This is a genomic window from Pseudomonas sp. LB3P93 (assembly GCF_054898025.1).
The window spans coordinates 4,636,167-4,647,984 of sequence record NZ_CM142713.1; the positions used below are offsets into that span (position 1 = coordinate 4,636,167).

Sequence of the window (11,818 nt, forward strand, 5' to 3'; positions counted from 1 at the left end):
CACCAAGCGAGGACCACCTCCGAAATCAGTACATTCGGACGCGATGAACGCTTCGCCAGCAAGGACCCACTTTGCGGCCCTCAAGCAGACACGCTACCGCCCCAGGATTTAGCGTCAGCTTCCTCAGAACGAACCTAACAACCCTGCAACAACTCTGCAGGTCGAAGACCTCTCTCCCTAATGCCTGGCAATTGTTGTGAGCGGCACGCTGACGCACTGCTGCCTGTTAAGCATGCCAATCAACAAAATAACGCGCTGTTCACCGTCCATTTCCTTGAAAATTGCATCCATCTCCGCAAACCCACCGCTTACGACCCGAACCGCTTCTCTCTCCATGAACAGAGGAATTTCTAGTCCTTCTGTTCGCTGTTGCATCCTCCAAACCACCTCATCGCTTACGGTGGCCGGTTTCCCGCCAAATCCAACGATGTGACTCACGCCACGCGTAGACCGCAAAGGCCCCCAGCTACATTCATCACTAAGCTGGATAAACAAGTATCCGGGGAAAAGCGACTCGATATTCCTGTGCAGACGCCCACCGACGAGAGTCTGCTGAATGCACGTAGGTCGAACACACACATAACCCTGTCGGACCAGGTGTTCCTCCGCCCGCTTGTCCTGCCGGGGCTTGCACTGCACCAGATACCAGCTCCTGGCATCAATCGGCCGGACGATGGCAGTTGAGACAGAATGATCAAACCCCTTCTCTTCGTTCATTCGACCGCCCATCCTAAAACAAGCACAGCAAGCTCAAGGAAAACGAGGATCGCACAAGATGCCTAGCCTGCCACCAAGCATGACGAGGCGATTTTCTGCTCCATGCATCTTCCTGACTACGCACGGGGTGTAGCTCGATGCTTCCGCACCCTGGCCCCCGCAAAGCTCATATTATGCCTGCTATCTCCGAGGATGGCTTTCAGATATTTACTCCTTCCATCACACCACTCTTCTGAGGCAGCTGATAGGTTAAGGTACATTTCAGCCAGACCGCTCCTCTCGCCGGACGCGAAAAACCCATTTCAGACTTGGCGTTCGACACTGGACGCCAAAGCAAGGCCCTCAATGTCAGTCCGCCCTCAGTAGGAAAAGACACGCTCCAAAAAGAACTCTCTAAAAAAATGTCCAACTCAACGCGCGTAACAAACGCGCATCGAGTGAGATGTTAAATGAATGCAACATGAATACGATGCCCATCTCAGCGAGCGAGCTACATTGCCTTATGCGTCCTCTCGCACCATCAACTCTCTCGGATTAACGGAGCGCAAAAAGAAGATTCGCATAAGAGCAATCAATATACCGAGCGCCAAACCACCGACAATGCCTGCCAATACAATAATTTTCTTTTTGTTTTTTACCGGAGTATCGAGCGCTGCAATATCACCATCCTGACGACCGACCGAGACACTTGCGGGGTCGATGCTCAACGTATTATAAAATTCAAGCCTGCTTTGCAGTTTTCGTAAATCGGGAATGAACGCATCGTATGAAGTTCGCGACTGCAGTACGTTTATCTCTGCCTGTAGCGCCTTGCTACCACGCCGGTACGCCAATGATTCATCCTCGACGCCCGCATTAGCCAACAAGGTATTCGGGGAGGCCTGTGGATTTGTCAAACCAATAGATTCCGCGATACGCAATGCCTCACGCAACTGGTTAATTCGATCCTCGCGCGCTACAGGAGCAGCTTCGCGCATACTTACTATTTTTTTCTCAAGATCATGCGCCCGGACCGAGGACTCTCGCGTTATGTTCAGGATTATTTCAGCTTTGGCTACTTCTTTGACCCGCTCAACATAGGCTTTAACCAATGCCGCAGCTTTTTCTGAATTCTGACTTTGGAAAGCAACAGAGTAGCGAGGGGGATTCCCCTTATCTGCACCTATTACCAGCGTCTGAGAGAAATTTTTATAGAGCTGACTTACTGATTCTTTACGCGAAGTCTCAGACAACGAAGGCAGATAGAACTCCTTGAAAAAATCCTGACGAAAGGACTCTGCCTCCAGATTTCTCGTGAATACAGCGTATATCTCATTGACCGTGTAAGGCTTAAAATCCGCGTCACTCGCGCTCCGTCCGGCATTAAAACCAGCAATCCCGCTTTGGGTCGGCGGAACAATATAAAGTTTAGCCTCATAAATCGGCGCTATTATCGAGATACTCGCGTAGGCGTAAACCAACGCGGCTACCAGCACCGCCACGCCGATGATTATGAACTTTTGCAGCCATAAATCTTTTACGAGAGCCACCAAGTCAACTTCATCTTCAACTCTTATATCGGAACGAGCTTTCAACATATAAGCACTCTTGTTTTAATTCAGCCTAGTCGATCGACATGGCAGATCAACCTTGCGAAGGGACCGTGATGAGGCCGGACACGCCAGCAAAACTCAAAAACTCCCAAGCCGATCCAAACGACTCAATCCCACCTCATTGAGACATCAAAGTCTTGATTCTGATTTACGACTGAAAGTTACACCACGCACTGCGCTGTAACGACGGCGAACCCCTTTAAACCAAACCAGTGCCGGGCTGACCACCATGCCTGTCAGCAACGCCAGCAATACCCAAGCCGATACTGGCAACTGGGGCGTAGCCCAACCTAAAAAAAACAATGAGACCGCTTGCCGGTTTTCAAGAAAAAACAGTGCAACAACAAACCCCACAACCAACAACAACGCCGCGAGGATTGCACGTTTAAAATTTCGCACGGAAAACCTCCAGTTCTTCAATGAATCTAGAGATCAGCATGCTCTTCCTCCTCTTCATTCACCCGATCCCGTAATTCTTTCCCCGGCTTGAAATGCGGAACAAACTTTCCGTCAAGACTCACCGACTGCCCAGTCTTCGGGTTGCGCCCCACGCGCGGCGCGCGGTAGTGAAGGGAGAAGCTGCCAAAGCCCCGAATCTCAATTCGATCCCCAGTGGCCAGACATTGGGACATTTGTTCAAGCATAGTCTTGATTGCCAGCTCCACATCTTTCGATGAGAGCAAGCCTTGATGGGTGACAATTCGTTCGATCAACTCCGACTTCGTCATATTTTTCCCTTCTTTTTCAAGCATCTAGGAAAAGCGTTTCAAAGGTTTTAGCATGCCCAACTGAATTTGAACAGCCCGGATTTTGACAAATTTGCCGCAAGAAGCCGACCAATTTCAGGCCAACGTGAATCACCCCCACAGTCCTCATTTGCAAATAACCAACATGGTGCGCGTCAGATAACCCGCAGGGTTGAAGCCAAACGGATATTCATCTTCGTCTTTGACATCATCAGACCTCGTCACCACCCTGTAGCCTGCGCGCTTGCATTCTTTGGCAGCTCGCTTCTGACATTTCTCCCCACCCCGACCCCAGCCCGAAACAATCAACCTCGATACCACTCAACCCACGCACTGCATGGGTAGTTGCGCTGGTCGCACACCCCACCAGTGTCAGTATTGCCATGACGACAATGAGCATGCTCATGCGCTTCTTTATGCAGGATGCAGGGCACTCCGCCCCGCTGTCGTTCGCTTGCGTCTAAGACTAGCTGCAATTAAGCGATTGATCCCGTTAAAGAAAAAGACACCTTGTTACCACAATTGGTTTCACCTCATTTGCCATACGACCCGCCAAATCCCGCCCACAAAAAGGGCGACCGAAGTCGCCCTTTTTCTATGGTCTGACAGAACTTAGTTCTGTTTTTCCATTTGTGCACGCAACAGGTCGCCCAGAGTGGTAGGACCAGCAGCGATGCTATCCGAAGGCTTGTCTTTCAAGCTTTGGATGGCTTCTTTCTCTTCAGCATCGTCTTTCGACTTGATGGAGAGCTGGATTACACGGCTCTTGCGGTCAACGCTGATGATCTTGGCTTCTACTTCCTGGCCTTCTTTCAGAACGTTGCGCGCGTCTTCAACGCGGTCACGGCTGATTTCGGAGGCTTTCAGAGTCGCTTCGATATCGTCGGCCAGAGTGATGATGGCGCCTTTAGCGTCAACTTCTTTCACGATGCCTTTAACGATTGCGCCTTTGTCGTTCTCTTGAACGTACTCGGAGAACGGATCGCTTTCCAGTTGCTTGATACCCAGGGAGATGCGCTCGCGCTCTGGGTCAACCGACAGGATAACGGTGTCCAGCTCGTCGCCCTTCTTGAAACGGCGAACGGCTTCTTCGCCCACTTCGTTCCAGGAGATGTCGGACAGGTGAACCAGACCGTCGATGCCGCCGTCCAGACCAATGAAGATACCGAAATCGGTGATCGACTTGATGGTGCCGGAGATTTTATCGCCCTTGTTGAACTGGCCAGAGAAATCTTCCCATGGGTTAGATTTGCACTGCTTGATGCCGAGGGAGATACGACGACGCTCTTCGTCGATGTCCAGAACCATAACTTCCACTTCGTCGCCGACTTGTACGACTTTCGAAGGGTGGATGTTCTTGTTGGTCCAGTCCATTTCGGAAACGTGTACCAGGCCTTCAACGCCTTCTTCCAGCTCAGCGAAGCAGCCGTAGTCGGTCAGGTTGGTTACACGAGCGGTAACGCGAGTGCTTTCTGGGTAACGGGCTTTGATAGCAACCCATGGATCTTCGCCCAGTTGCTTGAGGCCCAGGGAAACACGATTGCGTTCGCGATCGTACTTCAGAACCTTGACATCGATCTCGTCGCCAACGTTGACGATTTCAGAAGGATGCTTGATACGCTTCCAAGCCATGTCGGTAATGTGCAGCAGGCCATCGACGCCACCCAGATCGACGAATGCGCCGTAATCGGTGAGGTTCTTGACGATACCTTTGACTTGTTGGCCTTCCTGCAGGGATTCCAGCAGAGCTTCACGCTCGGCGGAGTTCTCGGCTTCGAGGACGCTGCGACGGGAAACGACAACGTTGTTGCGTTTCTGGTCGAGTTTGATGACCTTGAATTCCAGCTCTTTGCCTTCCAGGTGCGTGGTATCGCGCACAGGACGGACGTCAACCAGAGAACCTGGCAGGAACGCACGGATGCCGTTAACGTCGACAGTGAAGCCGCCTTTAACCTTACCGTTGATAACGCCCTTGACCACTTCTTCGGCTGCGAAGGCTGCTTCCAGAACAATCCAGCATTCAGCGCGCTTGGCTTTTTCACGGGACAGCTTGGTTTCACCAAAGCCGTCTTCAACCGAGTCCAGAGCAACGTGAACTTCGTCACCGACGTTGATAGTCAGTTCGCCAGCATCGTTGTAGAACTGCTCAAGCGGGATGAGTGCTTCAGACTTCAGGCCAGCGTGAACGGTTACCCAGCGAGCTTGGTAATCGATATCAACGATAACACCGGTGATGATGGAGCCTGCCTGAAGGTTCAGGGTTTTTAGGCTTTCTTCAAAGAGTTCCGCAAAGCTTTCGCTCATTTTAATTCCTGATGATAAGGGCGAAGAATACGCCCATCTCCACATCCCAGACGACGTGGGTTACGTTCATTTAAAGAAACAAAGCAGGACTATGACTGGTCCCCTGCAGAGTCTCTTGGTCACCCGGCGATATCGCGGAGTGCGATCTCACTCATGATGCGTTCCAGCACCTGATCGATGGATAATTCCGTGGAATCCAGCTGTATGGCGTCAGCCGCCGGCTTGAGCGGGGCTACCGCTCGCTGGGTGTCACGCTCATCACGTGCACGTATCTCATCTAGCAGACTCGACAGACTAACACCATCGACTTTGCCCTTCAACTGCAAGTATCGACGGCGCGCACGCTCCTCGGCACTGGCAGTGAGGAATATCTTCAGTGGCGCGTCCGGGAAAACCACCGTGCCCATGTCGCGACCATCAGCGACCAGACCCGGGGGCTCCTGAAACGCCCGCTGGCGTTGAAGCAGAGCATCGCGAACGGCCGGCAATGCAGCCACTTGGGAAGCCCAGGCACCAACCTGTTCATTGCGCAAATCATCAGTGACATCGTCGCCTTCGAGGATGATTCGCTGCGGATGACCTTCGGTCGCTCCGACGAACTGCACGTCCAGATGAGCGGCCAGCAGTTTTAGCGACTCTTCATTGGTCAGGTCAACGCCATGGTTTCGCGCAGCGAACGCCAACAGACGGTACAGCGCACCGGAATCCAGCAAGCACCAGCCCAGGCGCTTGGCCAGAATCCCGGCAATAGTGCCCTTGCCCGAACCGCTAGGCCCGTCGATGGTGATGACCGGTGGCTTGATATTCACGACTGAGCCTCTTGTGCAACACGGATGCCGACCTGCGCGCACAGCGCGAGGAAGTTCGGGAACGACGTCGCGACGTTGGCACAGTCATGGATGCGAATCGGTGCAGTGGCGCGCAGTGAAGCGACGCTGAAGGCCATGGCAATCCGGTGATCGCCGTGACCATGCACTTCGCCGCCGCCGATCAGGCCGCCGTCGATGATGATGCCGTCCGGGGTCGGTTCGCATTTGACGCCCAGCGCGAGCAGGCCGTCGGCCATGACCTGGATACGGTCCGACTCCTTGACTCGCAACTCCTCAGCGCCGCGCAATACGGTGCGCCCTTCGGCACAGGCCGCGGCCACGAACAGCACCGGGAATTCGTCGATGGCCAGTGGAACCAGCGCTTCGGGAATCTCGATACCTTTGAGTTTAGCTGCACGTACGCGCAGGTCAGCCACAGGCTCGCCGCCCACCTCACGCTGGTTTTCCAGAGTGATGTCAGCGCCCATCAGACGCAGAATGTCGATCACGCCGGTGCGGGTCGGGTTGATGCCGACGTGCTCAAGCACCAGCTCCGAACCTTCGGCGATCGACGCGGCGACCAGGAAGAACGCGGACGAAGAGATATCGCCCGGCACTTCAATATGGGTCGCCGTCAGCTTGTGGCCGGACTCGACCGACGCGGTAGCACCATTGACAGCGACCGGATAGCCGAAGCCACGCAGCATGCGCTCGGTGTGATCGCGAGTCGGAGCCGGCTCGGTAACGGTGGTCTTGCCTTCGGCGTACAGGCCGGCCAGCAGCAGGCAGGATTTAACCTGGGCACTGGCCATCGGCATGGTGTAAGTCAGGCCTTTGAGCTTGTTGCCGCCACGAATAGTCATCGGCGGACGACCTTCGGCGGCGGTTTCGATCACGGCACCCATTTCACGCAGCGGATTGGCCACGCGATTCATCGGGCGCTTGGACAGCGAAACATCGCCGGTCAGGGTGCTGTCGAAGTCTTGCGCAGCGAGCAGGCCCGACAACAGACGCATCGAGGTGCCGGAGTTGCCCAGATAGATCGGGCCCGGCGCAGGCTTCAAGCCATGCAGGCCGACGCCGTGAATGGTCACGCGACCGTGGTGCGGACCTTCGATCACTACGCCCATGTCACGGAAGGCTTGCAAGGTCGCCAGAGCATCTTCGCCCTCGAGGAAACCTTCGACTTCGGTGACGCCTTCGGCCAGGGAGCCGAGCATGATCGAACGGTGGGAAATCGATTTATCGCCCGGTACACGAATCCGCCCAGTCAGGCGGCCACCAGGTTGTGCCAGGAAAATCAGGTCGTTGGAGTTCATAGCGTCCACATAAGCCCGGCGTGCCAGGATTTTACTGAAATGTTCGCGGGCAACCCGGGCGCGAGTGAACACGCCCAACAATTGGTGCCCATCCCCTGCATCGACCGCGTCGCGCAAGGCGTCGAGGTCGCTGCGAAATGTATCGAGTGTGCGCAGGACAGCTTCGCGGTTGGCGAGGAAGATGTCGTGCCACATGACCGGGTCGCTACCCGCAATTCTTGTGAAATCGCGGAAACCGCCGGCAGCGTAACGGAAGATCTCAAGGTTTTCATTGCGCTTGGCCAGTGAATCGACCAGACCGAACGCCAACAAGTGCGGCAAATGGCTGGTCGCCGCCAACACTTCGTCGTGACGCTCGACCTGCATGTGCTCGACATCGGCACCCAATTCGCGCCACAAACGGTCGACCACGGCCAGCGCGCCCGGATCGGTTTGGTCCAGCGGCGTCAAAATCACCTTATGGCGACGGAACAGTTCGGCATTGGAGGCTTCCACCCCGCTCTGCTCGGAACCGGCAATCGGATGGCCCGGCACGAATCGCGTCGGCATGCCGCCAAACGCCTCGGTCGCGGCACGCACCACATTGCCTTTGGCGCTGCCGACGTCGGTCAGAATCGCTTGCCCCAGGTCCATGCAGGCCAATCGGCCCAGCATTTTTTCCATGGCGAGGATCGGCACGGCGAGTTGAATCACGTCTGCGCCCTGACAAGCAATCGCCAGGTCTTCTTCGCAACGATCCACCACGCCCAGCTCAACCGCCAGCTTGCGCGATTGCGGGTCAAGATCGACCCCGACCACTTCGCGGCACAGGCCACTTTCACGCAGCCCCTTGGCAAACGAACCGCCGATCAACCCCAGACCGACCACCACCAGGCGACCGATCATAGGTTCAGCAGATTGCAGTGCAGTGACATCAACCACGAGCCAGAACCTTGGTCAGCGCCTCAAGGAAGCGGCTGTTTTCCGCCGGCAAACCGATGGTGATACGCAGGTGGTTCGGCATGCCGTAGTTGGCCACCGGACGCACGATCACGCCTTCGCGCAGCAACCCCTGGAAGATCGGCGCAGCCACCTGCCCCATATCGACGCAAATGAAGTTGCCCTTGGACGGAATCCAGCTCAGCCCCAGCTCACGAAAACCCACTTCCAGTTGCTGCATGCCGGATTCGTTCAGGCGACGGCTTTCAGCCAGGTAATCGGTGTCTTGCAGCGCAGCGCACGCAGCGGCCAAGGCCAGGCTGTTCACGTTGAACGGCTGACGCACGCGGTTCAGCACATCGGCGACTACGGCGGTGGACAAGCCATAACCGACGCGCAGCGCCGCCAGACCGTAAGCCTTGGAGAACGTGCGCGAGACCAGCAGGTTCGGGTACGCGGCCAGGAAGTCCAAGCCATCCGGCAAGTCGCCACCTTCGGCGTATTCGATGTAGGCCTCATCCAACACTACCAGCACGTGCTCAGGCACATCCTGCAGGAATTCATCCAGCGCTTCGGCACCGAACCAGGTCCCGGTCGGGTTGTTCGGATTGGCGATGAACACCACGCGGGTATCGGCATCGATCGCGGCCAGCATGGCCGACAGATCATGACCCCAGTCTTTGGCCGGGATCACTTTGGCCGTAGCGCCGACGGCTTGCGTGACGATCGGATAGACCGCAAACGCATGCTCGCTGAACACCGCGTTCAGGCCGGGCGCCAGATAAGCGCGCGCCACCAGCTCAAGAATGTCATTGGAACCATTGCCCAGCGTCACCTGATTCAGCTCGACGCGGCATTGTTCGGCCAACAGAGTCTTGAGCGCAAAACCGTTGCCGTCCGGATAGCGGGTCAGCTCGGCCAGTTCTTCGCGAATGGCCGCCAGCGCCTTTGGACTGGCGCCCAACGGGTTTTCATTGCTGGCCAGCTTGATGATTTTGGCTGGATCGATGTTCAGCTCGCGCGCCAGTTCGTCCACGGGTTTGCCCGGAACGTAAGGCGAAAGTTGTTGCACGCCCGGCTGTGCCAGAGCGAGGAAGTCACCACTCATTTGCTACCCCTTAGAGAACTGCTTTCGGGTAGGAACCCAGCACTTTGAGTGCTACTGCTTCCTGACTGATCTTTTCCAATACACCTTTGATCAACGGATCACGGTGGTGGCCGACGAAGTCGATGAAGAACACGTAGGTCCATTTACCGCTGCGCGACGGACGCGTCTCGATTCGCGTCAGGTCGATGCCATTGTCGTGGAACGGCACCAGCAACTCGTGGAGCGCACCAGGCTTGTTGCTCATGGAGACGATGATCGACGTCTTGTCGTCGCCGGTCGGCGGCACTTCCTGGCTGCCGATCATCAGGAAGCGCGTGGAGTTGTCCGGGCGATCCTCGATTTTTTCGGCCAGACGGGTCAACCCGTACAAGCCTGCCGCCATGTCGCCGGCAATCGCCGCCGAGTTCCACTCACCCTTGACCCGCTTGGCCGCTTCAGCGTTGCTCGAAACCGCCACGCGCTCGACATTCGGGTAGTGCGCGTCCAGCCACTTGCGGCACTGGGCCAGGGACTGGGCGTGGGAGTAGATGCGACTGATGCTGTCGGTCTTGGTGTTTTCACCGACCAGCAAGTGGTGGTGAATCCGCAACTCGACTTCGCCACAGATGACCATGTCGTGTTCGAGGAAGCTGTCGAGGGTATGGTTGACCGCGCCTTCGGTGGAGTTTTCCACCGGGACCACGCCAAAGTTCACCGCACCGGCCGCCACTTCGCGGAACACTTCATCGATTGCCGCCATCGGCTTGCTGATCACGGCGTGACCGAAGTGTTTCATGGCAGCGGCTTGGGTAAAGGTGCCTTCAGGGCCGAGGTAAGCCACTTTCAGCGGCTGTTCAAGGGCCAGGCACGAGGACATGATTTCGCGGAACAAGCGCGCCATCTCTTCGTTGCCCAGCGGCCCCTGGTTGCGCTCCATCACGCGCTTGAGCACCTGAGCTTCACGCTCAGGACGATAGAACACCGGCACTTCGCCTTCGGCCAGCGAGGCCATCTTTACTCGCGCAACTTCCTGGGCGCAGCGTGCGCGCTCACTGATCAGCTCCAGGACTTTGGTGTCCAGAGCATCAATGCGAACGCGCAGTGCCTTGAGTTCTTGCTCAGACATTAGCCGTGTTCCTTCTCGAACTCTGCCATGTACGAAACCAGTGCGTTGACCGCAACGATGTCGACGGCGTTATAGATGGAGGCACGCATGCCACCCACGGAACGGTGACCCTTGAGGTTCAGCAGGCCACGCTCTTCGGCACCGACCAGGAATGGCTTGTCGAGACGATCGTCAGCCAGGCGGAACGGCACGTTCATCCACGAGCGATCCGACTTGTTGATCGGGTTGCTGTACAAGCCGCTGGCGTCAATGAAGTCGTACAGCGTGCGCTGTTTAACTTCGTTGAGCTTGCCGATGGCTTCAACACCACCCTGCTCTTTCAGCCACTCGAATACCAGACCCGACAGATACCAGGCCAGGGTTGGCGGAGTGTTGTACATCGAGCCGTTATCGGCCGCGACCTTGTAGTTGAGCATGGTCGGGCACAGGGAACGGGCGTGACCCAACAGGTCTTCGCGAACGATGTTGACGACGATGCCGCTCGGGCCGATGTTTTTCTGTGCACCGGCGTAGATCATGCCGAAGCGCGAAACATCGATCGGACGCGAGAGAATGTCGGAAGACATGTCGGCGACCAGCGGGACTTCACCGGTTTCCGGGACCCAGTTGAATTCCAGGCCGCCGATGGTTTCGTTCGGCGCGTAGTGAACGTAGGCCGCATCTTTCGACAGGTTCCATTCGTTCTGACCGGGAATAGCGAAATAGTCGTAAGGCTTGGCGGTAGCGGCAACGTTGACGTTTCCGTAGCGCGACGCTTCTTCAATGGCTTTCTGCGACCAGATACCGGTATCGATATAGTCGGCAGTGCCGCTTTCCGGCAACAGGTTCAGAGGGATCTGAGCAAATTGCTGGCTGGCGCCGCCTTGCAGAAACAGCACTTTATAGTTCGAGGGGATATTCAGCAGATCACGCAGATCCTGCTCGGCCTTGGTCGCGATGGACACGAACTCATCACTGCGATGGCTCATTTCCATGACCGACAGGCCCTTGCCGTGCCAATCAAGGAGTTCACCCTGGGCGCGCTGCAGGACAGCTTCGGGAAGTGCCGCAGGACCGGCACAGAAGTTATAGGCTCTCTTGCTCACATCCAATCTCGCTCTGATTTGGTGGTATCACGCAATAAATAATCAGCGACACAGACCTTATTTGGAACAAGCTTTTGTGGGAGCTGGCTTGCCTGCGATTGCATCACCGCGGTGC

Annotated in this window: 10 protein-coding genes and 1 pseudogene; all 11 read right to left on the reverse strand. The window is 56.2% G+C overall.

All coding sequences use genetic code 11. The features are described 5' to 3' along the window. Window positions 1-177: 177 nt before the first annotated feature. The 11 genes and pseudogenes from rfaH to serC all read right to left on the reverse strand — a co-directional run bounded on the left by rfaH (window position 178) and on the right by serC (window position 11,703). Window positions 178-717 carry a transcription/translation regulatory transformer protein RfaH gene (gene rfaH / locus ACYZT8_RS20910; RefSeq protein ID WP_461975568.1) on the reverse strand — a complete coding sequence of 180 codons (540 nt, stop codon included), beginning with the start codon at window positions 715-717 and terminating at the stop codon, window positions 178-180. A gap of 500 nt (window positions 718-1,217) precedes the next feature. Continuing rightward, window positions 1,218-2,294, reverse strand: coding sequence for an LPS O-antigen chain length determinant protein WzzB (locus ACYZT8_RS20915; protein WP_461975570.1), 1,077 nt, complete (start codon window positions 2,292-2,294; stop codon window positions 1,218-1,220). Between the two features lie 144 nt (window positions 2,295-2,438). After that, window positions 2,439-2,708, reverse strand: a complete 270-nt coding sequence (locus ACYZT8_RS20920; protein WP_461975572.1) for a DUF1049 domain-containing protein — start codon at window positions 2,706-2,708, stop codon at window positions 2,439-2,441. 26 nt (window positions 2,709-2,734) lie between these two features. Then, window positions 2,735-3,037 carry an integration host factor subunit beta gene (ihfB, locus tag ACYZT8_RS20925; RefSeq protein WP_461982575.1) on the reverse strand — a complete coding sequence of 101 codons (303 nt, stop codon included), beginning with the start codon at window positions 3,035-3,037 and terminating at the stop codon, window positions 2,735-2,737. Window positions 3,038-3,181: 144 nt separating this feature from the next. Beyond that, window positions 3,182-3,461, reverse strand: a pseudogene (locus tag ACYZT8_RS20930) (hypothetical protein). 206 nt (window positions 3,462-3,667) lie between these two features. Continuing rightward, entirely contained in the window at window positions 3,668-5,359 is a 1,692-nt protein-coding gene (gene rpsA, locus ACYZT8_RS20935) for a 30S ribosomal protein S1 (RefSeq protein ID WP_008148721.1), read from the reverse strand. A gap of 119 nt (window positions 5,360-5,478) precedes the next feature. Further along, window positions 5,479-6,168: a (d)CMP kinase gene (cmk, locus tag ACYZT8_RS20940; protein WP_131061367.1), complete on the reverse strand. Its 690-nt coding sequence runs from the start codon at window positions 6,166-6,168 to the stop codon at window positions 5,479-5,481. Then, window positions 6,165-8,372: a bifunctional prephenate dehydrogenase/3-phosphoshikimate 1-carboxyvinyltransferase gene (locus ACYZT8_RS20945; protein WP_461982577.1), complete on the reverse strand. Its 2,208-nt coding sequence runs from the start codon at window positions 8,370-8,372 to the stop codon at window positions 6,165-6,167. The genes cmk and ACYZT8_RS20945 overlap by 4 nt, the downstream gene beginning before the upstream one ends. Before the next feature lie 28 nt (window positions 8,373-8,400). Then, window positions 8,401-9,513 carry a histidinol-phosphate transaminase gene (gene hisC, locus ACYZT8_RS20950; protein ID WP_461975574.1) on the reverse strand — a complete coding sequence of 371 codons (1,113 nt, stop codon included), beginning with the start codon at window positions 9,511-9,513 and terminating at the stop codon, window positions 8,401-8,403. 10 nt (window positions 9,514-9,523) lie between these two features. Next, window positions 9,524-10,618, reverse strand: coding sequence for a prephenate dehydratase (gene pheA / locus ACYZT8_RS20955; protein ID WP_028620536.1), 1,095 nt, complete (start codon window positions 10,616-10,618; stop codon window positions 9,524-9,526). Next, window positions 10,618-11,703 (reverse strand): 3-phosphoserine/phosphohydroxythreonine transaminase, encoded by a 1,086-nt coding sequence (gene serC / locus ACYZT8_RS20960; RefSeq protein WP_461975576.1) that lies wholly within the window; start codon window positions 11,701-11,703, stop codon window positions 10,618-10,620. The genes pheA and serC overlap by 1 nt, the downstream gene beginning before the upstream one ends. Window positions 11,704-11,818: the final 115 nt, after the last annotated feature.

Coding starts and splice junctions, on each gene's coding strand:
- pheA (WP_028620536.1), bottom strand. CDS start 10,618: ATGTCTGAGCAAGAACTCAAGGCACTGCGCGTTCGCATTGATGCTCTG.
- ACYZT8_RS20915 (WP_461975570.1), bottom strand. CDS start 2,294: ATGTTGAAAGCTCGTTCCGATATAAGAGTTGAAGATGAAGTTGACTTG.
- ihfB (WP_461982575.1), bottom strand. CDS start 3,037: ATGACGAAGTCGGAGTTGATCGAACGAATTGTCACCCATCAAGGCTTG.
- rpsA (WP_008148721.1), bottom strand. CDS start 5,359: ATGAGCGAAAGCTTTGCGGAACTCTTTGAAGAAAGCCTAAAAACCCTG.
- rfaH (WP_461975568.1), bottom strand. CDS start 717: ATGAACGAAGAGAAGGGGTTTGATCATTCTGTCTCAACTGCCATCGTC.
- hisC (WP_461975574.1), bottom strand. CDS start 9,513: ATGAGTGGTGACTTCCTCGCTCTGGCACAGCCGGGCGTGCAACAACTT.
- ACYZT8_RS20945 (WP_461982577.1), bottom strand. CDS start 8,372: ATGATCGGTCGCCTGGTGGTGGTCGGTCTGGGGTTGATCGGCGGTTCG.